The sequence below is a fragment of the Microcoleus sp. K4-B3 genome (assembly GCF_036704615.1).
In the GTDB taxonomy this organism is placed as follows: domain Bacteria; phylum Cyanobacteriota; class Cyanobacteriia; order Cyanobacteriales; family Microcoleaceae; genus Microcoleus.
In genome coordinates this window covers 1-24793 of sequence record NZ_JAUBSF010000096.1, presented here as the reverse complement: position 1 = coordinate 24793, position 24793 = coordinate 1, and the positions used below count along the sequence as shown (strand labels likewise).

Annotated in this window: 19 protein-coding genes and 2 pseudogenes; 15 read left to right on the top strand and 6 right to left on the bottom strand. The window is 46.9% G+C overall.

The features are described from left to right. The 4 genes from QUA78_RS27300 to QUA78_RS27285 all read left to right on the top strand — a co-directional run. The coding region (locus tag QUA78_RS27300; protein ID WP_333304250.1) for a DUF6745 domain-containing protein at positions 1-544 on the top strand (544 nt) is incomplete at its 5' end. Between the two features lie 163 nt (positions 545-707). After that, positions 708-1889 (top strand): sulfate adenylyltransferase, encoded by a 1182-nt coding sequence (gene sat / locus QUA78_RS27295; RefSeq protein WP_333304251.1) that lies wholly within the window; start codon positions 708-710, stop codon positions 1887-1889. A gap of 207 nt (positions 1890-2096) precedes the next feature. After that, positions 2097-4271 carry a caspase family protein gene (locus QUA78_RS27290; RefSeq protein WP_333304252.1) on the top strand — a complete coding sequence of 725 codons (2175 nt, stop codon included), beginning with the start codon at positions 2097-2099 and terminating at the stop codon, positions 4269-4271. Beyond that, entirely contained in the window at positions 4264-4413 is a 150-nt protein-coding gene (locus QUA78_RS27285; RefSeq protein ID WP_333304253.1) for a hypothetical protein, read from the top strand. The genes QUA78_RS27290 and QUA78_RS27285 overlap by 8 nt, the downstream gene beginning before the upstream one ends. 135 nt (positions 4414-4548) lie before the next feature. Here the strand turns inward: QUA78_RS27285 and QUA78_RS27280 are convergent, their stop codons facing one another. Continuing rightward, a complete protein-coding gene (locus QUA78_RS27280) occupies positions 4549-5901 on the bottom strand; it encodes a valine--pyruvate transaminase (protein ID WP_333304254.1) in 1353 nt (450 codons plus the stop codon). Positions 5902-5917: 16 nt separating this feature from the next. Here QUA78_RS27280 and QUA78_RS27275 point away from each other — a divergent pair, with 16 nt between their 5' ends. The 4 genes from QUA78_RS27275 to QUA78_RS27260 all read left to right on the top strand — a co-directional run bounded on the left by QUA78_RS27275 (position 5918) and on the right by QUA78_RS27260 (position 9379). Then, on the top strand, positions 5918-6127 hold the full coding sequence (locus tag QUA78_RS27275) for a hypothetical protein (RefSeq protein WP_333304255.1): 210 nt from the start codon (positions 5918-5920) through the stop codon (positions 6125-6127). A 358-nt stretch (positions 6128-6485) separates the two neighbouring features. Then, positions 6486-7028, top strand: a complete 543-nt coding sequence (locus tag QUA78_RS27270) for a peroxidase-related enzyme (RefSeq protein ID WP_333304257.1) — start codon at positions 6486-6488, stop codon at positions 7026-7028. A gap of 21 nt (positions 7029-7049) precedes the next feature. Further along, positions 7050-8255, top strand: coding sequence for an adenylate/guanylate cyclase domain-containing protein (locus QUA78_RS27265; RefSeq protein ID WP_333304258.1), 1206 nt, complete (start codon positions 7050-7052; stop codon positions 8253-8255). A 284-nt stretch (positions 8256-8539) separates the two neighbouring features. Beyond that, on the top strand, positions 8540-9379 hold the full coding sequence (locus tag QUA78_RS27260) for a Tab2/Atab2 family RNA-binding protein (protein ID WP_333304259.1): 840 nt from the start codon (positions 8540-8542) through the stop codon (positions 9377-9379). Between the two features lie 144 nt (positions 9380-9523). Here the strand turns inward: QUA78_RS27260 and QUA78_RS27255 are convergent, their stop codons facing one another. Next, positions 9524-9724, bottom strand: coding sequence for a hypothetical protein (locus tag QUA78_RS27255; RefSeq protein WP_333304260.1), 201 nt, complete (start codon positions 9722-9724; stop codon positions 9524-9526). A gap of 209 nt (positions 9725-9933) precedes the next feature. Here QUA78_RS27255 and QUA78_RS27250 point away from each other — a divergent pair, with 209 nt between their 5' ends. Further along, positions 9934-10806, top strand: a complete 873-nt coding sequence (locus QUA78_RS27250) for an S-methyl-5'-thioadenosine phosphorylase (protein ID WP_333304261.1) — start codon at positions 9934-9936, stop codon at positions 10804-10806. Between the two features lie 213 nt (positions 10807-11019). On the opposite strand, the pseudogene QUA78_RS27245 reads toward QUA78_RS27250, so the two are convergent. Both QUA78_RS27245 and QUA78_RS27240 read right to left on the bottom strand, forming a co-directional pair. Continuing rightward, a pseudogene (locus tag QUA78_RS27245) lies at positions 11020-12343 on the bottom strand (IS4 family transposase). Positions 12344-12730: 387 nt separating this feature from the next. Then, positions 12731-13447 (bottom strand): annotated as a pseudogene (locus tag QUA78_RS27240) (IS1 family transposase). A 413-nt stretch (positions 13448-13860) separates the two neighbouring features. Between QUA78_RS27240 and QUA78_RS27235 the strand changes: the two are divergent. From QUA78_RS27235 to QUA78_RS27215, 5 genes are all read left to right on the top strand, one after another. Then, entirely contained in the window at positions 13861-14289 is a 429-nt protein-coding gene (locus tag QUA78_RS27235; RefSeq protein WP_333304262.1) for an MFS transporter, read from the top strand. Between the two features lie 172 nt (positions 14290-14461). Further along, positions 14462-15805 (top strand): nitrate/sulfonate/bicarbonate ABC transporter ATP-binding protein, encoded by a 1344-nt coding sequence (locus QUA78_RS27230; RefSeq protein ID WP_333304263.1) that lies wholly within the window; start codon positions 14462-14464, stop codon positions 15803-15805. A 202-nt stretch (positions 15806-16007) separates the two neighbouring features. Next, positions 16008-17744, top strand: a complete 1737-nt coding sequence (locus QUA78_RS27225) for an ABC transporter permease subunit (protein WP_333304264.1) — start codon at positions 16008-16010, stop codon at positions 17742-17744. Between the two features lie 194 nt (positions 17745-17938). Continuing rightward, the gene (gene mgtE, locus QUA78_RS27220; RefSeq protein WP_333399126.1) at positions 17939-19336 is read left to right on the top strand and encodes a magnesium transporter; all 1398 of its coding nucleotides are present in this window, start codon (positions 17939-17941) and stop codon (positions 19334-19336) included. Between the two features lie 214 nt (positions 19337-19550). Then, on the top strand, positions 19551-20474 hold the full coding sequence (locus tag QUA78_RS27215; protein WP_333306692.1) for a hypothetical protein: 924 nt from the start codon (positions 19551-19553) through the stop codon (positions 20472-20474). Positions 20475-20789: 315 nt separating this feature from the next. On the opposite strand, the gene QUA78_RS27210 is transcribed toward QUA78_RS27215, so the two are convergent. Next, a complete protein-coding gene (locus tag QUA78_RS27210; RefSeq protein ID WP_333306694.1) occupies positions 20790-21308 on the bottom strand; it encodes a hypothetical protein in 519 nt (172 codons plus the stop codon). 20 nt (positions 21309-21328) lie between these two features. Beyond that, positions 21329-22411 (bottom strand): ParM/StbA family protein, encoded by a 1083-nt coding sequence (locus tag QUA78_RS27205; RefSeq protein ID WP_172185049.1) that lies wholly within the window; start codon positions 22409-22411, stop codon positions 21329-21331. Between the two features lie 330 nt (positions 22412-22741). Between QUA78_RS27205 and ftsH2 the strand changes: the two genes are divergently transcribed. Then, positions 22742-24628 carry an ATP-dependent zinc metalloprotease FtsH2 gene (gene ftsH2 / locus QUA78_RS27200; protein ID WP_333306696.1) on the top strand — a complete coding sequence of 629 codons (1887 nt, stop codon included), beginning with the start codon at positions 22742-22744 and terminating at the stop codon, positions 24626-24628. Positions 24629-24793 lie beyond the last annotated feature (165 nt).

Here is a 24793-nt window from a genome sequence, read left to right as displayed (position 1 = left end):
ACTTGAACGGGTTAATTGGAAATCAGAGACAAGCTGCCTGAGTATAATTACTCACTACAAAAGTGACATACTCCCAATCTGCTTTGTGTGCGATCGCCCGCGACAACTTCATTTTGACAGCGAATATTTGCTCCACGCAGAAGGTCAACCAGCGGTTGAATTTGCTGACAAGTTCAGCGTATACTGTTATCGCGGCGTGCGACTGCCGGAAACAATCGGTCAAGTTCCGCCTCAGTCTTGGCAAGCTTCATGGCTGTTAACAGAAGATAATGCCGAAGTGCGGCGAGTTTTGATTCAGGCGATCGGCTATCCGAGAATTTGTCAAGAATTGCAAGCAACCGAATTGGATACTTGGCAAGAATATACTTTGTTGAAAATTGATAATAATATTGACTTAGAGCCAATTTATTTGTTAAAGATGACTTGTCCGAGTACGGGACACGTTCACGTTTTGCGAGTGCCGCCGGAAGTGCGATCGGCTAAAGAAGCGATTAGCTGGGTAAATTGGGGAATAGATCCCGAAGAATTTCAAGTGCAAACTTGACCGAAAAGTTTAGAGTGTTGAGTGCGCTAGTTGACTGTTAAAGAATTACAGCGCCACAAAAGCAGCGTTCTGCACAAGTCCAGAACAATTAAAAAATGTAGATTTACAGCCCGCACTTGGTACTATGTACTCTGGCAGCTAAAACCCACAACTTCAAATCGACATGAGCCAGCATTCAGACCGCATTGCCCCTCACGGCGGCATCCTGGTCAACCGCATTGCCACATTAGACCAAAGACAAGAATTTTTCGACAAAGCAGAAGTATTGCCGCGAGTTCAGCTTTCGGACCGATCGATCTCCGACCTGCAAATGATCGCGATCGGCGCCCTGAGTCCCCTCAAGGGGTTCATGAACGAAGCGGATTATCGATCGGTCGTCAAACAAATGCGCCTCTCCAACGGCCTCCCTTGGTCGGTTCCCATCACCCTCTCGGTAACAGAAGCAGTCGCAGACACCCTCACAGAAGGCACTTTAGTGCGCCTCGACTCACCGGCGGGCGAATTTTTAGGCATCTTGGAACTCGCAGAAAAATACCGCTACAGCAAAGAAGAAGAAGCCCTCAACGTCTACCGCACCGACGACCTCAAACACCCGGGCGTCCAAGTAGTAGACAAATCCGGGCCCGTTAACCTCGCAGGCGATGTTTTGCTGCTGGAACGCGAACTAGACGCCCGGTTTCCCGAATACCAAATTGACCCGGCGAAATCGAGAATGCTGTTCAAAGAAAAAGGATGGAAAACCATAGTCGGTTTCCAAACCCGAAACCCCATCCACCGGGCACACGAATACATCCAAAAATGCGCCTTAGAAACAGTAGACGGCTTGTTCCTGCACCCGCTAGTGGGGACGACAAAAGATGACGACATCCCCGCTGACGTGCGGATGCGCTGCTACGAAATTCTCCTAGAAAAATACTATCCAAAAGATCGCGTAATTTTGGCAATTAATCCGGCGGCGATGCGCTACGCCGGACCGCGAGAAGCAATTTTTCATGCTTTAATCCGCAAAAACTACGGCTGCACTCACTTTATCGTGGGGCGCGATCACGCTGGAGTTGGCGATTATTACGGCACTTACGATGCCCAATACATTTTTGACGAATTTGAGCCGGGAGAATTGGGAATTGTGCCGATGAAATTCGAGCACGCTTTCTATTGCACGCTGACGGAACAAATGGCTACAACTAAAACAAGTCCCAGCACTCCCGAACAGCGGGTGCATCTGTCGGGAACCAAAGTGCGGGAAATGCTGCGCGCTGGAAAATTGCCACCGCCGCAGTTTTCTCGGCCGGAAGTCGCCGCCGAATTGGCCAAGGCAATGAATATTTTCAGTTACGAGATTTAAGTCTTGAACCTTGGTGTTGGCGGTATTTTGAATAGTTTTTAATTTTGAGTTTTGAGTTTTAAAGTGGAAATTTTAAACTTAAAGCTCAAAAGTTAAAACTTAAAAACTCTCTTAATACTAAACATTTACAATCTAATTAATTTCGCTCAAATTATTGAGGGGAATTAAACTTAAAATTCAAAACTTAAAATTAAAAGCTATTTAAAAATGGGACTGAAGCGGCGGGAATTTTTGCAGCAAGCTGGCCGAGTGCTAGCCGCCATCGGAATCAGCGAGACCTTGTGGCTGCGGTTGGGCGATCGCTACCTCCAAGCCTTAGCCCAGCCGACAGCCAGGAAATTGGCTTTGTTGGTTGGCGTTGACAAATATCCAGACTCGCCCCTGCGCGGCTGCCTCACGGATGTGGAATTGCAGCGGGAACTGCTGATATATCGGTTTGGGTTTGTGCCGTCTGACATTTTGACTTTGACTGACGCTCAAGCTACCAGGGACAATATCGAGACGGCTTTTGTGACTCACTTGACTCAACAAGCAAAACCCGGTGACGTGGTAGTTTTTCACTTTAGCGGCTGCGGTAGTCGAGTCAGTTTGGCTGAGTCTCCCGGAATAATGCAAAACAGTTTGGTGCCGGCGGATGATGTTTTGCCACTGTTAGCAAACCGGGCGGTGAACGATATTTTAGAGGAAACGCTGCTGCTGTTGGTGCGATCGCTCGCGACAGAAAATGCGATCGCCATCCTCGACACCAGCTACACCTATCCGGGTTTCCGCAAAAACGGCAACTTTCGCATTCGCTCCCGTCCCCGCCCCACCGTCGGCGAGCCAAGCCTCGCAGAATTAACGTTCGCCGAAGGCCTCAAATCCAGCCCAAATCTCCGTCCGGCAGCCGCCGTACTTGCTGCGGGCGCGAATTCCCAACTCGCCGCCGAACAAGAGTGGAACGGATTTACCGCAGGTTTGTTTACCTACGCCCTCACCCAAACTTTGTGGTGGGCAACTCCCGCTACCAGCTTCAGCGTCAGTTTCAGCCGCGCTGCGGGTACAGTCGAGCAAATGACGGGGTTATCGCAGCAACCGCAAATTCGCCCTCAGGATTTAACAGCCGCGCCGACGGTGAATTTTTCAAATTTAATGTTGAATTCCCCTGCATCTGACGGCGCTGTGACGGCGGTGGAAGACGGCGGCAAAACTGTGCAGTTGTGGCTGGGCGGGTTGTCGCCCGGAGTTTTGGAGTGCTGCGGGGGTTCTGTGTTTGCTGTGGATTCCTCGGAGGGCGCGAGGCTTTTGCTGCGGGGACGCACGGGCCTTTCTGCTAAAGCCCAAGTTTTAGACAAGCCCTCACGAACAGACGGCCAATTAACAGTCGGCGAACTTGTGAGGGAAGAAATTCGGGTATTGCCGCGAAACATCGGTTTGACAGTAGCTTTGGACTCGGGTTTGGAACGCATCGAGCGCGTGGACGCTACCAGTGCTTTCGCGACTGTGCCACAAGTTGTGGCGGTAGGGAGCGAGCAACCGGCTGACTGTCGGTTCGGCAGAGTCCCGGAAACGACTTTAGCCGAAACAGTCTCGCCTCACGAGCCTGCTTTGTCTCAAAGCCGTTACGGTTTGTTTTCTTTGGCTCAAATGCTGATTCCCGATACTGAGGGCGACGGGGGAGAAGCAGTCAAGGTGGCGGTGCAGCGCTTGACTCCGCAGTTGAAAGCACTGCAGGCGGGGAAGTTGCTGCGGCTGACTACAAATGAGGGGTCTTCGCGCCTGAAAGTGCGGGCGGTTCTGGCAACTCTCGCACCGCAAGCGCGGGCTGTGGCGCAGCGAGAGCCGGTGCGGGCCGGCGGTGATTATCGGCTGGAACCGCTGAGCGGGGAAAGTGAGAAATCGGCAAGCGCTCATATACTAAGTTTGCCAGAGGGCAGCCGAATTCGCTACAGGTTGTATAACGAAGGCGATCGCCCGGTTTACTTTGCGGTGTTTTGCTCGGACAGCGCGGGACGGCTGTCCGTGCTCGGCGCTGAGGGCAAAGATGCTGTGGGGGGAATGTCGCGGGCGATCGCTCCTGGGGAGAATTTGACCGTGCCGGCGGCTGGGGCGATCGGGTGGGCGGTATCTGGACCGATCGGACTTGCGGAAACTCTAATTATATTTAGTGAGAATTCGTTCGATCGAACTCTGGCTGCAATGGAAATGCAGCAAACCAGGGATGCCCTGCCAATTCGAGTGTTGTTGAATCCTTTAAATGTGGCGCGGGCTGTGCTCGAAGATTTGCACGCGGCTAGCATTCCAGGCGTGCAGAAAGTGGGGATATCGACGGATGATTTGGCTTTGGATGTGAGTGTTTGGGCAACTCTGAGTTTTGTTTATCGCGTGGTTGGGAATGGGTAATTGGGAATTGGGGAATGGGGCATTGGTAATAGGGAATTGGGAATGGGGCATTGGTAATGACAACAGTCAACCGTTAACAGTCAACAGTCAACCGTCAACAGTTAACAGTCAACTGATATCAATTCCGGCTGCGCCGGAATGATATAGAGGACACGGCAGTGCCGTTTCCCTACCGTGATTTATTGTAGGGACACGGCACTGCCGTGTCCTGATTTCGGGTTATATTAATTCCGGTGCAACCGGACTTGATATAACAACTAACAACCAACCAATAACACTAACTACTTACTGCTGACTGATAAAGCTTTTCTACCATTTGAGCCAAGCGTTTCATTGCAGTTTCAATCTCATCATCTGTTGCAGTCAAACTGATGCGTAAACACTCGTGCTTGTGCTGCCAATCTTCCCGCAAACCGGGGAAGAAAGAACTTCCCGGCACGACAATGACGCCGACTTTCTTCAACTCTTGATACAGTTCCCAATCAGTCATTGGCAAATCTTTCAGCCACAACCACGCGAAAATAGCTCCTTCACCCCGGTGCAAGAACCACGGCAAATCATTCGGCATTGCTTGTTCTAGAGTGCTTTCTACGATCGCAAATTTACTTTGATAGTACGGCCGAATTACGTTGATGGAGATGTCGGCAAGAGCGCCGGAAGCAATAGCCCGAGTTGCGATCGCCTGTCCGTATCTCGGCGAATGAATGCACATATTAGTCTGAAAAGATTCTAATATTTGAATGATTTTTTCATCGCCGATCGCAATTCCGATTCTTTCTCCCGGTAATCCGGCTTTCGACAAACTCATGCAGTGCACAATATTGCCGCCAAAAATCGGCGTCATTTCAGTAAAATTCAAGGACGGAAAGGGAGGGCCGTAGGCGGAATCAACGAACACCGGCACGTCGAAAGCGGCCGCTAAATCGGCAATTTTCTTAACTTCGTCGTCGGTGAGAACGTTGCCGGTGGGGTTGCAGGGACGGGAAAAAATGACGCAACCGGTGGTTTGGTCGATCGACAGTTGGCTGAAATCCGGGCGGTATTTGAACCTGTGAGCACCCGCATCAATATCGAGGGTGGGTTTGCAGGCGACTACCGCTTCGGGAATCAAGCTAACGCCGCCGTAACCCGTGTAGTCTGGACTCAGCGGTAAAACAATATTTTTAAGGCTACCCCCCCTAGCCCCCCCTTCGTAAGGGGGGGATTGATTGGCCGTTGCCCCCCCTTGGTAAGGGGGGGATGGGGGGGGTGCGGTGTAGCCGCCGAAAGCGTTGGCTGCGTAGAAGTAGATCGATTGACTACCGGGAGTAATTAAGATATTGCGATCGGTCAAATTCAGTCCGTAACGCTGGTTAAAATCCGCCAGTACCGCATCGATAAACGGCTGATAACCTTGACTGGAACCGTAGCGACAAACCACCTCGCCGTATTCCGGACTCGCCAAAAGTTCCGCAGTGCAGTCGCGCCACAACTGCTCGACTTCCGGCAAAATCACCGGATTTCCGGCGCTCAAATTGATAAACTGCTGCCCGCTGCCGGCTCTGAGAGTTTCAATAATATCTTTCATAATTGCCCGAACTCCCGTGAGGTGGGACATCTGAGCGCCAAATTGAGTTAGGGCAGGGTTCATAGCAAATGCAGCGACAATGATAGAAGTTTACAGTTTATCTATAATAACTCCAGTCGCAGGCGTTAGCGTAGCTTGGCTGGGGCATGGGTTGTCTATCGAGCGTCTGACTAATTCAATAAACTCGATCGCACAGCGTTTTGTTTCTTCCCCTGTACGCGCGCCGGAGCATAAGATTCAGGGCATTTGTGGAGTCCGATCGATCGAGCGAACAGTGTTTTTTGCCTGAAAATTCGCGAACAGGCAGTATTATCAAATTCAAGAGTTTTGGTGGGATTTCGCGCTACACCAGATGAATTGCCGAGACTTGACAGCAGCCATTGGGGAATCTAAGATTAGCAGCAGGGCCCGATCGCAACAGAATTTTATTGGCTCCGGTTACTGCTATAATTGCAGATTTAATCCAGCCTCAAGCATCAGATTTGTTGCTATCTTATTATCACGATTCGCGGTTTGCTGACAGCGGTGCATTTCATCATCACTCCGACTAAAGCCAAGATAGCTCGTAACGTCACCCTTTGAGTGGCGTTACATCAAAAATGTATAAATCCAAATCAAAATTAACTGCCGTCAAATTTAACAAAACAATGACACACTTTCCACTGACAGAATACGAGAAACTTACAGATCCTAAAGCCAAAGCAGTGTACGAAGAAATCTTGACAGACTTGGGGTTTGGCATCGTCCCCAACCTGTTCAAGTCAATGGCAATCAACCCTAACATATTAGAAGCAAATTGGAAAAAATTCCGGGGAACCATCCTGCAAGGAGACTTACCCCGCACCCTTAAAGAAATGGTCGGCGTCGCTATTTCCCAATCAAATAATAGCGAGTACGCTCTCCAAGTTCACCTGCACGGATTGTCAGCGTTGGGGATGAGCGAAGAAATCCTGCGAACCCTAGTTTCTGACTTTGCCAACTGCCCTTTGCCAAAACGCGATAAAGCCGTAATTACCTTTGGCTTGCTGGCTGCTACAAAACCCCTGGAAATGACAGAATCTGATTACCAAAACCTGCGGGATTTAGGGCTAGATGATTCTGAAATATTTGAAATTATTGCGACAGCAGACTTGTTTAGCTGTGTCAACCGATATACAGATGCCATTGCGCTTGAAATAGATGCTTTGTAATCTATATTTTATACCCCTACTATGGGCGAGCGGCTAGAAGATCTAGATCGAGAAGAACTTCTGTTGACAGCCCGCCGTTTGTTAGCAGAAGCTCAAGCGCTTTCCATCCGCATTTCCGCCGTCAACGAAGTTGCCACAGCCATTAACCGCACCCTAGATCTCAACGAGATTTTGCGGGTAGTAGGCAAGCAAGCCAAATGGCTGCTCGACTTTGAACACTGTAGCGTTTGCCTGCACAGCACTAACGCTTGCACAACCTTATTTGGCCCGCATATCCCTATAGATATTGCAGCCCTCCCACAGGGCGGCCCTATTAACAAGGCTTTCAAAACACGTCAACCTCAATTAATTCAAGAAGCGGGTGCTACTGCTATTTTATCCCCCTACGCTTCGCAAATTATCATTCCCTTGGAAAGCGAAGGTCAGGTTTTAGGGACAATTAATTTTGCCACAACCAAGCCGCGAGCTTACACTCTAGAAGACTTGCGGATTGGCTATCTTTTGGCTTTGCAACTATCCTCAGCCATCCGCAATGCTGAGCGCTTTAAAGAGATAAATAGCCTGTATTCCGAGCTCGATACCGAAAAGCACAAATCTGACCAGCTACTGTTGAACGTGCTCCCGGTTGAAATTGCCGAGGAACTCAAAAATAACGGCAAAGTGGAACCACTTTATTATGATTGCGTATCTGTTTTATTTACTGACTTTCAAGACTTTACTCACTTATCTGAAAACATGACGCCGCGAGAGTTAGTTGACGAACTAGACTACTGTTTTTCTTATTTCGATCGCGTGATGGATAAATACTCTATGGAAAAACTGAAGACTATTGGCGACAGCTATATGTGTGCTGCGGGAATTCCTACGCATCGCCCAACACACGCCTTTGACGCTGTACTTGCTGCCCTAGAAATTCGACAGTTCATGGATTTGCGAAAAATGCAGAAAGCTCAACAAAATATTACTTATTGGGATATCCGCATTGGCATTCATTCAGGTCCAATACTTGCTGGGGTAATTGGCAATAAAAAGTTTGCCTATGATGTCTGGGGAGATACAGTTAATACTGCATCTCGGATGGAATCTTCCGGCGTAGCTGGAAATATCAATATCTCTCAAGACACGTTTGAATTAGTTCGAGATTTTTTTGAATGCGAATACCGAGGAAAAATTTATGCTAAAAATAAGGGCGACTTAGATATGTATTTGGTTCGCCATCTTAAATAATTTTGGGAATGGCTAATTGCTAAGGGAGGAAAGCCAACCGAGCCTTTATACCATTTTAAGTTTTAGATTTTAGATTATAAAATTGGGCATGACTGATGACAATCATGGTTGGGTTCACGGATCTACAGTTGCATTCTTTTTAACTGGTGTTAGTAGAAATAAAACTCAACTATGAAGGTAAAATATATTGCTAGAAGTTTTTTCTCAGGAAATCGGTATTGTATCGCTGTGCCCCCAAGCTATATTAAAATGATCGAGTTGTAGATTTTAATTTTTAATTATTTATGCGTATTTGGCAAGCTGATTTCTACCGCCGCCCTGTCCAAGACGAAACTGGCAAACCACTGTGGGAACTCTTAATTTGCGACTCGGAAGGAAGTTTTCAATTTAGCGCTATTTGTCGCCAGGGGGCCGCAAATTCTAATTGGCTAGCCTCGCAGTTGCAGCAGCAAGCTCAAACCCAAAATTTGCCCGACTTGATTCAAGTATTTAGACCTCAGTCTCTGGGCTTAATCGAAGCTGCGGGCAAAGTTTTGGGCGTCAAGGTAGAAGCGACTCGGCGCACTGCCCCTCTGAAATTCCTGCTGCAACAACGCGCAAAAGAATATTCGAGTATGCCTAATTATACAGGTGAAACTTACAGTGCGATCGCCCTCGACTCGCCGCCGCCCGTACCCTTATCCGAAAACCTCTGGGGCGATGGCTGGCGTTTTGCTTCCCTACCCGCCGGCGACATTGAAGATGCTTTCCAAGGGCGTCCCCTGCCAATTTTGGAAATGCCAGAATTGCTGTTACCGCTGAATTTGGGCTTGGCGTCAACAGTACCCGTACCGGGAGTTGTGATTGACGGCGGACGCCAGTCTATGCGGTTGGCTAGATGGCTTCAGGATGCCAAACCTTTTGCTTTGAATTATATCGCTGGAGAACCCGACGGATTGATATTGGAAGCTGGGTTAGTAGATAGGTGGATTGTGGCTACTTTTGAAGATAGCGAGGTGAAAGCAGCGGCCAAAATTTACCAACAGCGCAAGCAATTAAGTAAAGGATTACATTTTTTGTTAGTGCAGCCCGATGATAGTGGCATGACTTATACAGGCTTTTGGCTGCTGAATTTTGATCGATAAGATGTAAATAATATTATTTGTGATGTTGCTCAATAGCGCGCCGCAAAATAGTAAAATACAGCCCGAACTCAGTTCCAGAAGAGACAGACTCAAACACAACTTTTAAAACAGCTTCTGGAGCTAGCAAGAGATCGTGCTGCAAATTTATTCTACAACTAAAATCAATCCGTTTTGGATACCCTGACACACTCGGTTGATGTGAACATGATCGTTTTGGTCGATCCCGTCGAGGACTGCTGACTTCAGCAGTCGTCTGTCAAGGGGGGTAATTTGGCGAAAAGCAAAGATGCGCTGGACGATCACCTCGATCGAGATTGTGGGGAGGTTAGCAGAACTGACTGTCATGGTCTTAACACGCTACAAGTAGATAACAGAACTGTGTACCTTTATTTTTAAAGATTTCGTGAAGTCATACTGTGATTAATATCACATACTTTTTGTGACAATATAGTGTATGTTGGGTGACTTTTGTCACGAAATCTTCAATTATCTTTACGCCAACTTAACGGTGGCCCGATAGAATCACTCTTGTAAAACTCAGGAAGATGGTAAAAATGGCACAAGCAAAAATCGGAATTATCGGCGGCAGCGGTTTGTATAAAATGGAGGCCCTCAAGGATGTTGAAGAGGTAAAAATTGATACACCTTTTGGAGCGCCATCGGATGCCGCAATTGTGGGAACTTTGGACGGTACGCCCGTAGCATTTCTGGCTAGACACGGCCGCAACCACACTTTTTTGCCCTCAGAAGTGCCTTACCGGGCAAATATTTATGCCATGAAGAGTTTGGGAGTGGAGTATTTAATCTCAGCGTCGGCGGTTGGTTCTCTGAAAGCAGAGGCGAAACCTTTAGATATGGTAGTGCCGGATCAGTTTATCGATCGTACAAAAAATCGAGTTTCTACCTTTTTTGGAGAAGGAATTGTTGCTCACATCACATTTGGCGATCCGGTTTGCGGCGAATTGGCTAAAGTATTGGCAAGTGCGATCGAATCCTTGAACCTCCCCGACGTTACCCTCCACCGGGGCGGCACCTACGTCTGCATGGAAGGCCCCGCATTTTCCACAAAAGCAGAATCCCACCTGTACCGCAGTTGGGGGGCGACAGTCATCGGGATGACAAATTTGCCCGAAGCAAAATTAGCCAGAGAAGCAGAAATTGCCTACGCAACTTTAGCATTAGTCACAGACTACGACTGCTGGCACGAAGATCACGACAGCGTAACTGTAGAAATGGTAGTTGCCAACTTGCACCGCAATGCAGCAAATGCCCAAAAAGCCATTCAAGAAACAGTCCGGAGGTTAACAAAAAATCCCCCCGTTTCCGAGTCGCATTCTGCTTTGAAATATGCAATTCTGACTCGGCTGGACAAAGTGCCGGCGGGCACTAAGGAAAAAATGGGTTTGCTATTGCAGAAATATTTGTAATTAGTCATCGGTTTCGTGCCAATAAATGCCACAATCTTGAGCGATCGCATACTATCCGTCGGGGTCATGTCAACTATCTAATCGTGAAAGTAATTTTACGATTAGATAGTTGACATGACCCCGATAAATGATTAATAATTGCTAGAAATTCCTCTCGTGTGAGAACAGTTGGCAGAGAAACACTTCTTTTTGGGTAGTCCCATTCGTAACAAGTTAAGCTTGTATGCCAGTTGTCAAGGGGATTTCAGAAGAGGTATCACAGAAAAATTGCTCCCGGCCTCGCTGTCGCTCGGGGAAAGGTGCAACAATTAACTTAACATTGGGCTTTCGTTGAGATTTAACAATACCTAAATCTTGGTTTTCTGGCGCGGCGAAATACTTTGGAGGGTCAGTTGCCTTACCTTGTTGATGAGCTACATAAAAATGGTAAAGACCCCGGTAAATCATTTCTAATGAAATCGAATCTATTGGTAAAGAGAGTTGGTCAGCAACGGCATCACCTAAATCGACCAAGAGCGCATAAAATATCCAAGTCCCCCAAATTTGAAGCTGAATGCCGCCATCGAGAACCCGTCCACAAATAACTTAAGCCCAAGAGTCTTTTGACGGTATTAAAAGCATCTTCAATCCTCCAGCGCCTGCGATATAAATCTGCCACGACGTAGGGAGGTAATACATGAGGATCTAGTACGCTTGTCAAATAAGTATGCCAAATCTTACCTGAACGAACTTCAATCAGACGTAAGGTGATAAATGGAGTTTTTGCAGTTCCTGACCCCAGACGAATCCGACTATCTCGCAGGTCGTAACTCTTGGTAAATACTTGTTCTAATTTAATTGATGCTCCTTTTTTTAAGCGAGTAATTAAGTGGATATCTCGTTCAATTAATTTGAACCAAAAGCTAAAATGATAAAATCCTCTATCCAGTAAGAGTAAGGTTTGAGTTGGCACCAATTGCAGGATATTTTCTTCCAGCTTCACATCATAAGCTCGCTTGATTTTCCAGAAACCAAACTTCAACAGGTAGCCTGGTCATTAAATCTATGACTGTTGCCATTTTTCCTCCCAACTGCCCTCGCGGTATATCTTTCAGACTTTTGAGCTTGCAAAACAATGCTTCGAGCGTCGCAGCTCTCTACTATCCAAATTCTCGAAAATTTGCTCAAGGCAAATTAAATGCTTTCTGGTAGAGGTCGTTGGTTTCTCTTGTACCAAGCAGTTCTTAAACTTGGTAATAAATTTTTGAATACTCCCTCAAATAAGCAAGCAGGAAAACTTAAAAACCTTTGAGACATTGCTTGTTGAGTAACTGTCGTAGGTCGGCACCACAAAAAACCTTTTCTTGCTAGCATTCTTGTGAGTTCTGTCACAAAGGCCGCGTCTCGCCACAGCAAGGTTAATACTGCTGCTACCATCAACGGTAAGTTGAGAATTCTAAGCGAATAAACCCAGTTGACGGTAGTAATTTTCTTGTGAGGTGATGGCCGGCGTTAGTAAGGCAGATAGTTGCGAGGCGATTACCTCTTCTTCCACCATTGGCCTGTGAGTTTTTTTGGCGTGGTCACGGTTGGTTTTTTGACGTGCAGGCCATATTTGCTGACCTACACAATCGCTCAATTATTTGTCAATTCTATCAGTTGATAATACCAACGCCCGCAACTATTATCGATCGCCCGCAACTATTATCGATCGCCCGCAACTATTATAGATCACCCGCAACTAGAGCGAGCGAACAACTTATTAATAATAATAATCGCTGCCGGTGGGAGAGTCCGCCGTCGCCGGACTCTCCCACCTTTACCCCTTGTTTGATTATCATTATTATTCAATTATATTTCTACACAAAGGGGTATTGACAAAATCTACTTCATTTTAACTTGTTACCAATGGGGTAGTCCTGCATAGTCAGGATAATTAAGGGTTTTATTTAATAGATAAATTGGCGTTATAGCTATGAATAAAATACCCAATAGCTCCAATATGATTGGAGAGTTTTTTAGAAAATGAAAGGGTTTTTCTTGCCAATCTAGATATTCTTTGTCTCAGGGTATTATTAAATCTTTCTATATAGTTTGTCTGACCACTATCCTTTCCTACTGCTCTCTGTCTTTTTTTCGGAAAAACTATTCCATAAGAAAGGACAAAAGTCTGTATAACTGACAGCACATTGACGATATACTGCCGGCAGTGAATTCCAAAGCCCTCGATCACCATCTTTATCTCTTTGGCAAATATATACTCCTACAATTTCTTTAGTCAAGACATCAATTGCTAACCAAATCCACTGCTTATTACCCTTATTTCCTACAAATGAATGACCGCATTTCATCGCATTGAATTGTTAGCTGACCCCTTTTTTTTGATTTCACTTCCACTTGTCTTTTGACGGCTCCTAATTTTTTATTAACATAGTATTGTAGCCACCTTGGTTAAACCCCCGTCGCCCGCTTCTATCCCAGCCAGAGATATCTTTTCTAATAAAAGTCTATCTATCAATTCTCTTGTTTCTTCCTCCACCGGCTGATGTCTGGGAGCCATGACAAATTGTCTGTCACAATCTCGACATTTAAAGTTTTGTTTACCAGTGTGAGTGTGACCATTTTTCACAATATATTGAGAATTGCACCTGGGACATTTCATAAGCTAAAAGTTAAGGCAGATTTAATAAGTAAATTATAACAGGTAATCCTGACTATGCAGGACTACCCAAAGGGGAAGGGTTGCCGGGGCTGTTTTGGGTTTATTTAGATGCTTTAGGGCTGATTGGGGCTGGCTATGGGGATTTTCCCTTCATTACCTTTAAGCCCGCCCAAAAACGGATACCGTGCCACGTACTCCTGTTGTGGAGAGATCAAAATTTTAGACTTTTGTTCAAACTCCCAGATTCATCTGTGGAGTAAATCTCAAATCTAAAATCGTTCGACTGAGCGCTCACACCGAAGTCTCACATCTTAAATCGACTGACTTCCACAGGAGCGCGATCGCATTTGACAGCCAGATGCCGCTATTTTACGCTTGGGCGATGGGAATTGATGCGATCGCAGCCCTGATTTTTGGGCGGCAAGTTCGATCGCATCGGCATCTCGGCCCTGATGTTTGCAGTGATTTTTTTTTCACTGTTTGCCCCATTGGTATTCTTCGGAAACGGGCAGGGGGCATTGCTAGAAATGACTTTATGGGGTATAGGTATGGGAGCCGAGGAATCGATTTTGAAAGCCGCCGTAGCTGGATTCGTGCCTGCCGACAAAATAGGTTCCGCCTATGGGATATTTAACACAGGCTATGGCTTATCATGGTTTCTGGGCAGTTTGGCGATGGGAATTTTGTACGATCGCTCAATTACTTGGCTGGTTGTATTTTCAGTTGCGCTCCAACTCGCTGCTATTGCCGTCTTGTTCCTGGTGAAAAAGCGATCGTTTGTCACAGAAAATTGGCCGAATACTCGGCAGTCATACCATTTTCGATTTTTGATTTTCGATTGAGAATGACTGACTGCATCATGGTTTGGGGCTTGCCTGCCGTTGCATTATTTTACGAAACTGGTATCAATTAGCCGTTATCCGTTGTCAGTTTACCAAAGTTTTTGACGGCTGACTGACGATTAATGATTAATGACTAATAGCTAAAATTAAACAAAACATAGGAGGTTGAGTTGTGATAGTTAAAACAGCAACAGAGTGCCTCATCACCTTAGAAGGCGTTAGCAAAGCTTACCAGCAGCCCAACGGTCAAAAAATCTCTATTTTAGAGCCAATTAATTTAGAGCTGCGATCGGGCGAAATAGTAGCTTTGCTCGGGCCTTCCGGTTCGGGTAAATCAACATTAATGCGGATGATTGCCGGACTTATCCCGCCCAGCGGCGGTCAAGTTCTTTACCACAATCGTCCTTTAGTCGGCTTAAATCCTGGGGTGGCAATTGTATTTCAAAACTTTGCCCTTTATCCTTGGCTGACGGTACTAGAAAATGTAGAATTAGGCTTAAAAGCTAAAGGAGAAGTGGCAGAAACGCGCAGGCAAAAAGCCTTGCGTATGATTGACATTATTGGTTTAGACGGATTTGAAAATGCTTATCCGAAAGAACTTTCCGGCGGAATGCGACAGCGGGTGGGATTTGCTAGAGCTTTGGCGGTGGAACCCGAATTGCTTTGCATGGATGAACCATTTTCAGCTTTAGACGTGCTGACGGCAGAAAACTTGCGGTTTGAGTTATTAGATTTGTGGCTAGAAAAGAAGATTCCGACTAAAGCTGTTTTAATCGTAACTCACGGGATTGAGGAAGCGGTAATTTTAGCCGATCGAGTTGTAGTCTTGGGTCGCAATCCGGGGCGAATTCGCGCCGAATTGACAGTGACTTTGCCGCACTACCGCGATCGCAAAACTGCGGAATTCCAAGCTCTCGTAGACCAAGTTTACAAAATTCTCACCAATCCCGAATTGAGCTGCGAAACAGTGACAGCACCTGCTGAAAGTGCCGCTGCTGTGTCTCAAACTCAACCCCCCCAAAGCGCTAAATACCAATCTCTGCCGCAGGTGCGAATCGGTGCGATCGCAGGTCTGTTGGAACTCTTGGAAGACCGCAAGGAAAAAGACCTCTACCGCCTCGGTCAAGAATTAATGTTAGAGGTTGACGACATTTTGCCGATCGTGGAAGCAGCAAAATTAATGGAATTTCTGGTAATTCAAGAAGGCGACCTCCTTTTAACACCAGTTGGCATTCAGTTCATTGCCGGCGGCATTGACCAGCGCAAACAAATTGTTCGCACCCAAATTCTCAGCAATATTCGCCTCGTACAGCAAATTTCTCGAATGCTTCAGGCCAAGCGCAATCACCGCATTTCTGAAGAGTTAATTTTGGATATTCTAGAAGCCCACTTTAGCCCCAAAGAAGCAATGCGGCAACTGAAAACTGCTATTGACTGGGGTCGCTATGCAGAGTTATACAGTTACGATGAACCGGGCGGCGAAATCTTCTTAGAATCAGAAGATAAAGCTGAGTAGTTCTTTGTTAGTTGTTGGTTGTTATTTGTTATTTATTGGTATCTTAGCCTTGTTCCCAGGCTCTGCCTGGGAATACATACCCGGAGGCTCTGCCTCCAATAACCAATAACCAATAACCAATAACTAATAATCAATAACTAATAACCAATAATCAATAACCAATGCCCGATGCCCGATGCCCCATTCGCAATAACTAATTATTATGACAAGACCTCTAACACCCGCCAATAAAACTTTAGAAAGGTCAGCTTGGACTTGGCAAGACGGCTTGCTGATTCTAGCAATCTTCTCTCTAATTTTGGTCATTGTCCAAACAGCTTCTCAATTCAGCAGTGACTACAACCCAAATTTTCAAATTGAGACTACGCTAAATGTCTTGCCAGCATATACAGCCCAAAGTCTTTTACGCATGGCAGCAGCCTATTTTTTATCCCTGCTGTTTACCCTAGTTTATGCTTATTCTGCTTACCGCTTTCCCCTCGCAGCAAAAATTTTAATTCCTTTGTTAGACATTTTGCAGTCGATTCCAGTTTTATCTTTTTTGCCGGGAGTTGTTTTAGCGCTAGTTACTTTATTTCCAGGTCAAAGAATCGGCGTAGAACTCGCATCGATTATCTTAATATTTACTGGGATGACTTGGAATATGACCTTTAGTTTCTATCAGTCGCTTTCCGGCATTCCGCGAGAACTTAAGGAAGCTGCTGAAGTTTATCGGCTCAATGCTTGGCAGCAGTTCTGGACGTTAGAATTGCCCGCTGGTGCGATCGGGCTGGTGTGGAACAGCGTCATGTCAGTAGCGGGCGGCTGGTTCTTTTTGATGGCGATCGAATCTTTTACCTTGGGTGACAAAAACTTTAATTTGCCCGGACTCGGTTCCTATTTGGGCAAGGCAGCCAATGAAGGTAATTTTGGGGCGATCGGCTGGGGTTTAGCAGTATTAATTGGTGTTATTATAGCCGTAGACTTTTTGATATGGCAGCCTTTGATTGCTTGGGTGGAAAAGTTTAAATATCAAGCCGTGGAAGCTACCAATGTACCGCAGTCAAACTTATTGGATTTTTTGAGGCGATCGGCGACGCTGCGGGTATTGAAGTCCCGCATTTCGCCGATTGGAGACAGTTTCGATCGCGGTTTGGCAAAAGCTTTTGCACCTGCTAATTTACCAACAAATCCCAGACAAAAAAGCCGCATCGGAAATTGGATAAATTGGATATTTGTCAGCGGGTTTGCCGTCATTGTGCTTTGGGGAACTTGGGAAGCGGTGCTGCTGCTGCGGTTGCTGAATTTGTCTGAGTGGCAAAAAGTCATGACAGGTGCATTTTTCACGGCTTTGCGAGTCATTTGCGCGCTATTTTTATCGCTGTTGTGGACAGTGCCGGTCGGAGTGGCGATCGGTCGAAATCCGCGTTTAGCTCAAATTTTGCAGCCATTAGTACAAATAGCAGCTTCTGTACCGGCAACCGCTTTATTTCCCGTATTGCTACTAGCTTTAATTCACGCTGGAGGCGGCTTGCAAATTGGTTCTGTGGCGCTGATGATGTTGGGTACAATGTGGTATTTGCTGTTTAATGTTATTGCTGGCGCTCAAGCCATACCTTCGGAGTTATTTGAAGCTGCACAAGTTTACAAACTATCCCTGATTCAGCGCTGGAAAAGTTTAATTTTACCGGGAATTTTTCCCTACTTAATCACAGGAATTATTACGGCCGTTGGCGGAGCTTGGAATGCCAGTATTGTCAGCGAATACGTGCAGTTTAAAGGTCAAATTGTTACTACAGAGGGTTTGGGAGAAACTATTTCTCAGGCTACGGCATCTGGGAATTTTCCCTTGCTGTTGGCTGCTACTTCTGTGATGTCGTTGTTGGTTGTATTGACTAACCGTTTGGTGTGGCGGCCACTTTACCGTTTGGCACAAGAAAAATATCAATTGTTGGTTTAAGTAAATCAATATAAAAAACACCATACCAAAAAAACCGGTTTCGAGAATACATCTTGGTTTGGGTGGTGAAGCCTCCACGAAGAAACTGGGTTGCTAACCCCGCCCGTATAAATCGTATAACTGCAACCAGTGGCGTCAATAGGCTCTAAACTGGATTCAGGAAGGCGCGCAGCACAGGTTTAGGAGGGTCATCAGTGACAGAAAAAAGTTATCAATCGTCTTCTCTACCAACCTACGCGCGAAAGGAACTGCGGGAATTAGTTCGATCGCAGTTAAGGGCCCTGTTGGAAGAAGGAGACTTTAAAGGAGCAAAAGCGATTTTGCACCCGGTGCAGGAAGCAGACATAGCTGAAGCTATCGAAGGCCTGCCAGAAACCATGCAAGTAATAGCTTTCCGCTTGCTTTCCAAAGACGAAGCCATCGCAGTTTACGAATATCTCGACTCCAGCGTTCAGCAGTCCCTCTGCGAAAAATTCAAGCGCCAAGAAGTCATTGATATTGTAGACAAAATGTCCCCGGACGATCGAGCTAAACTGTTTGACGAACTGCCGGCAATATTAGTCCGTCGCCTCTTAGGTGAATTGAGCCCAACGGAACGCGAAGCCACGGCTCAACTTTTGGGTTACGAAGCCAGTACCGCCGGTCGGATTATGACCCCGGAATACATTTCTCTAAAAGAAAGCTTTACCGTCGCCCAAGCTTTAGACCGAATTCGCTCTTTGGCTAAAACTACCGAAACAATTTATTCTCTTTACGTTACCGACGCCGGACGCAGCTTGACCGGTATTTTATCCCTGCGGGATTTAGTCACTTCCCCCCTCGACAAAACAGTCGGCGAAATTATGACCCGCGACGTAGTGTCTGTTCAAACAGGAACGGATCAAGAAGAAGTAGCTAGGCTGATCCAGCGTTACGATTTTTTAGCTGTGCCCGTTGTAGACCGCGAACAGCGGCTGGTGGGGATCATTACAGTTGACGACGCGATCGACATTTTAGAACAAGAAGCCGCCAAAGATATTTATACCTTGGGCGGCGTCCAGTCCGGCGGCGACAATTATTTTCAGACCGATTTAATCACCGTTGCCCGGAAAAGGGTCGTGTGGCTGTTTGTTCTGCTTTTAACTAATACTGTCACCGGCGCAATTATTAGAGCTCAAGAAGATATTTTGCACCAAGTAGTTGCTCTAGCAGCCTTTATTCCGCTGCTGACTGGCACTGGAGGCAATGTCGGAGCTCAGTCCTCAACTGTTGTAATTCGCGGTTTGAACACTGATGAAATTACAGCAATGGGCCCGTTTCAAGTAATTGTTCGCGAGGGGATGGCGGGAGCGCTGCTAGGAGCTATATTGGGGACTGTAGCGACGGGCTGGGCTTATACTCTGCAAGGGAGTTTAGCAGTGGCACTCGCGGTGGGAGTGAGTTTGTTTGCGATCGCAATTTTAGCTTCTATTGCCGGTTCAGCTCTGCCGTTTCTATTTCGTTCTTTGGGTTTAGACCCCGCTTTAATGTCTGCTCCTTTTATTACCACCGCAGTTGATGTCCTCGGGGTCTTGATTTATTTCACTTTAGCTCGACTAATTTTGCAGATTTAATATATTTAATTAGATGGCGGTCAATAAAAAACTTAATCTGTTTTTCACCACTGATCAATTCTGGGTCTGCGTGCGATCGCACTTTATTTTTACCCCATCCTTGCACCAGTTAAAAAAAAGAATGCAATTATTAGGCTCGCGATCCAAAATACGAGCTTCATCAGTCATTCCCGATCTAAAATCTAAAATCTAAAATCTAACATGGTATTAGCCTATGTCATCATCCAATTCACAAACCAAAATCCAAAATCCCAAGTCGAGCAATTTGTTAGAAACTGCTGAAGTGGTTTTTCTTGCTGCCTCTGCTGTGGGATTGGCTGTTAGTTTGGTTTGGGGGCAGAGCGTTTATGCTCAAGTGCCTGTAGTGATTTCGCTGGTGTTAAATTTTGTGAACCGGCAGAAGTTGCACGGGCAAGTTAAAGCAAGTACGGCGGCAACGTTCGATCGCGTAAATCAACAAGGAGCTACTACCGATCGCGCGATCGAGCAATTGCAACTTGCTCTAAATGCTTTAGATGAAGCTCTTTCTAAAACATCTCGCGAAAATCTCAATGTTGGGCAGGGAGAAAATGCGCACTCTCTCATTTCAGCAATTGAGAACCTGCGCCAGCGATTAATAATTTTAGAAAAAACTATTAAAATGATTCAAAGCGAGATCGAACTCACCAGCCGCCAATTCAAACAGCGGCCGGAGTTGCAACAAGTCGAAACTTTGACAACAATAATTCTGGACTTGCAGCAGTTTATCAACGAACTGCCGCAGTGGGGCAGTTTGCAGCAGCGGCAGCTAACAGAACTTCAGCAAAAAGTAGACAATGCTTTGGCTGAGCTATCAGAAGAAATTGCTGTGATTCCCAACCGCGTGCAAGAGGCGCTAGCTAGTCGCGGGGGGGAAATTAACCCAGAGTTTGGTTCGGGTTTGAATGCCGATCGAAAGAAGGCCTATCGACCTAAAACCCAGAATGAGAAAATTCGCCAGAAATATCCCAGAGCTTATGTCAAGTGGAGTCAGGGTGAAGACGAAAATTTGAAGAAAGAATATGCTAGCGGTCAACAAATTGGCGAATTAGTTCAGAGATTTCAGCGACAGCCTGGTGCCATTCGTTCGCGATTACAAAAATTAGGATTGATGGAATAATATCGAGACTAATGATTAATGGCGGATGACTAATATAGCAACCGCGCCCGACGGTTAGGAGGTTCTTAATTGCCGGAACATGAACTCTTATATTGCTTCTGACTTCACGACGCTAGATAACTAAAGCCTTCTGAATGCTGACCTCCGTTACATCCGAAGAAAGCGAATCAGTTGCCGAACTTCATTCTTCCATAACAAAACGATCGCCCTTTTTTTTAAAAGAGCGATCGTTTTATTTCTTTATTCAGTACCGGCTGCCAACAGCGGGCCACTAACATTACATCTCAAGGCTTTTTAGCCTGGGTCTACCTCATTCTAGAAATCTTGGGGTAACAAAGAACTTAAACGCTCCAACAAAGGATCGGAATTCCGAGCAGGAGCAACCTCAGCATCTGACACTACATTATCATCCGCCATAGACTCAGACTCAATCGAGCCAGGCTCTACTACTTTTGAAACTTGGGCAAAAGAAACTTGAGCAAACTTACTGTTAACACTCCCCTGCAACTGATCCAACTGCGCGCTGAGTTGACTCAGGTGATGTTCCAGTCCCTCCAAACGGCTTAATTCCTCAGCAGAAACATTGTGTTCAAACTCAGCAAATTTGACCACAAGTTCAGCAATACGCTGTTCCAACCGTTGAAAGCTCTGTGTAGAGCTAGCAGACTCAGATACAGACAAAAACTGCCACAAAGCTTGCTTGCAGAGATTGCTGAAAGTCTGATACTTCGTGAAAGCCAACTCTTTTTCAATAGCGGCCAGCAAAGTTTGATCCGCAGCATCTTCAGTAAACGCCACCGAGAAATTCGCCTTATTTTTTGCCCACAGTGCCATAGGGTTCAAGCCTTAATCCGTTACTTTATCGTGGCTAGCTGAGCCTCAGCATAAATAAACTGTCCCAAAGCATTTGCTTTCCGAGAAGGCTGAGCCAAGTGAGCCTTAAGATTGGCGTCTTTAAGCAAAGGTTGCAGCACCTCCCAGAAAAATTCGCCGCCACCGCCAGTCAGAACCACATCTGTCACACGTTCCGGCAGCCACTGCACCAAACGTTCGGACAGTTCGTTAGCGAAAGCCTCCCGCAAATCCTTAATAATCGGATCTAAATTAGTCGGCTTAGTCGCTCCTCTCGGACGGTAGAAACGCTGGCCTTCTGGTTTATTCACCGCTTCCAGTAAAGACAGAGATTGAGGGTCTGCCCCCGGAATCTTTGAGGCAACTTGTTCGTAGAATTTGTTCATGGCGAAGGAATCGCTCTTAGAAGCCGCGCGGGCGAACCGGAAACGATCGACCATTAACAAATCGGTAGTTTGGTGTCCGATATCGACAACAGCCACCGACAGTTCGGGCAACTCCGGCGTAAACTCCTTGTTGTCTTGAGCCTCGCACCAAATCAGGCTGCCGAACCCTTCGGGCATCACCCAAACGTGACTGATGTTAATATCCACACGCTCGCCCCTGTACACCACAACGTGGGGAGAGCGCAGTTGGCTGATAATCTCTTCCTTTTCCTTCTCAAACTGATCCTGCGAATAAAACGGCAAACCCAGCACAACTGCTATTTCGCCCTTCATCTGGAAATATCCAGCACAGGAAAAAACCTTAACCAAAGCATCTACTACTTTCGACTGGTCGGCGCCGCCGAGATTAGCGCCAAAATCTGCAGCCAGTTGGCCTATAGCGTACCCTTTGCCCTGGTACTCCAGCCACATATCCAACAGAGGGTCTGTTGCTTTCGACTCAAAGCTGCCGCCACGAACCTTTTCAACGGGCATAGCAGCCACGTTGGCAGGGATGAAAACAACGCTGCTGGGGTTGCGACTCACGCAGGCTTTAGTTGCCGTCCGACCCAAATCAGCACTAATAATCGATTTGTGAGAAGCGATCTTAGTCTGCTGCGTCAGCATAGCCGAATTAGGAACAAGCTGTCTAGTTGTCATTGAAATGTGTTACCTCACTGAGCCTCACCATTATCATGCCTTATCCCTTGACACTGCCACGCTTAAAGACAGAAAGACAGTGGGTTTTGCGGCGATTCTTCTAACTCTACCTAGATTGGTATCGAAATCAGCACCAAACATTATATTCGGGACGATCGCCCTTACAGTAACTAACCTAACTTTTTCTGGAGCAATCGTGGTCTAAGCTCTGTTGCCTGAGAGTGCATTGTTAAGTTAAATTTAGTTAAGATTCTGAGTGTAAACTTTTGTCGCACTCCTCCGACACCGCGATCTTACCCGATCTGTCCCCAATTCAAGGCACCCGCATTTATGAAAATTTCTTGGCGAACTATACTACTTTGGACTTTACCCGCCTTAGTCATCGGCTTTTTCTTGTGGCAGGGGGCCTTTGCCCCATCCCCCGCAGAAATGACCAAGAACACCGCCAGCACCCGCCTCAGCTACGGTCGATTCTTAGATTACTTAAACGCCGGTCGAGTGACCAGCGTTGACCTTTACGACGGAGGCCGGACGGCTATTGTCCTAGCAGTCGATCCCGAACTGGACAATCACGAGCAGCGGTGGCGGGTGGACTTGCCCTCAAATGCCCCGGAACTGGTTTCTAGACTCAGAGACTCCAAAATCAGCTTCGACACTCACCCTCTGCGCAACGACGGCGCTGTCTGGGGACTTTTAGGCAATCTAGTATTTCCCCTCTTGTTAGTAGGAGGGCTGTTTTTCCTCTTCCGCCGCGGTGGCAACGTTCCCGGCGGCCCGGGCCAAGCCATGAATTTTGGCAAATCCAAAGCCCGCTTTCAAATGGAAGCTAAAACAGGCGTACTGTTCGACGACGTAGCAGGCGTTGAGGAAGCCAAAGAAGAACTTCAAGAAGTGGTGACATTCCTCAAAAAACCCGAACGCTTCACCGCAGTCGGGGCGAAAATTCCCAAAGGCGTGCTGCTAGTGGGCCCTCCCGGAACCGGCAAAACCCTCTTGGCAAAAGCGATCGCAGGCGAAGCCGGCGTGCCTTTCTTCAGCATCTCGGGTTCGGAATTTGTCGAAATGTTCGTCGGTGTCGGCGCTTCCCGCGTTCGCGACTTGTTCAAGAAAGCTAAAGAAAATGCTCCTTGCATCATCTTTATCGACGAAATCGATGCAGTGGGCCGCCAGCGCGGCGCTGGTATCGGCGGCGGTAACGACGAACGGGAACAAACCCTGAACCAGTTGCTGACCGAAATGGACGGTTTTGAGGGCAATACTGGCATTATCATCATTGCTGCCACCAACCGCCCCGACGTGCTCGACTCAGCGCTGCTGCGTCCGGGACGTTTTGACCGCCAAGTTAGCGTAGATACGCCGGATATCAAAGGGCGCTTGGAAATTTTGGAAGTTCACGCGCGCAACAAGAAGCTGTCTGCAGAGATTTCTTTGGACGCCATCGCCCGCCGGACTCCGGGTTTTACGGGCGCTGATTTGGCTAACTTGCTCAACGAAGCTGCTATTTTAACCGCCCGCCGCCGCAAAGAAGCGATTACGATGCTCGAAGTTGACGATGCAGTCGATCGCGTGGTAGCAGGTATGGAAGGCACTCCGTTGGTGGACAGCAAGAGCAAGCGCTTGATTGCTTACCACGAAATCGGCCACGCGATCGTCGGTACAATCATTCAAGCCCACGATCCAGTTCAAAAAGTTACCTTAGTTCCTCGCGGACAGGCCCGCGGCTTGACTTGGTTCATGCCCAGCGAAGACCAAGGTTTGATTTCTCGATCGCAAATTTTAGCCCGGATTAGCGGTGCTTTGGGTGGTCGCGCAGCCGAAGAAGTAGTTTTCGGCGATGCCGAAGTAACCACCGGTGCCGGGAACGACTTGCAGCAAGTCAGCGGTATGGCGCGCCAAATGGTGACTCGCTACGGGATGTCTACCTTGGGCCCGATCGCCCTGGAAGCTCAGCAAAGCGAAATTTTCCTCGGCCGCGACTACACAGCGCGATCGGAATATTCCGAAGAAATTGCCTCTCGGATTGACGGACAAGTCCGGGAAATTGTCGATCGCTGCTACGACGACGCGCGCCGAATTATTCGCGAAAATCGCACCGTGGTCGATCGCTTAGTCGATTTGTTGATCGAAAAAGAAACCATCGACGGCGAAGAGTTGCGCCTAATCGTCTCTGAGTACACTTTTGTTCCTGAAAAAGAACAATACGTTCCTCAGCTTTAAGACTTGTTTAAAAATTAGGGACACGGCAATGCCGTGTCTTTAAAAAGTAGGGACGCAGCACTGTTGCCACGTCCCTACTTTTTTATTACAATACTCCGGACAGTTTTTAAGCAGCCAGAGTACCATAAGACAAGACTGAAGGAAGGTTAGGGTGATTTAAAATCA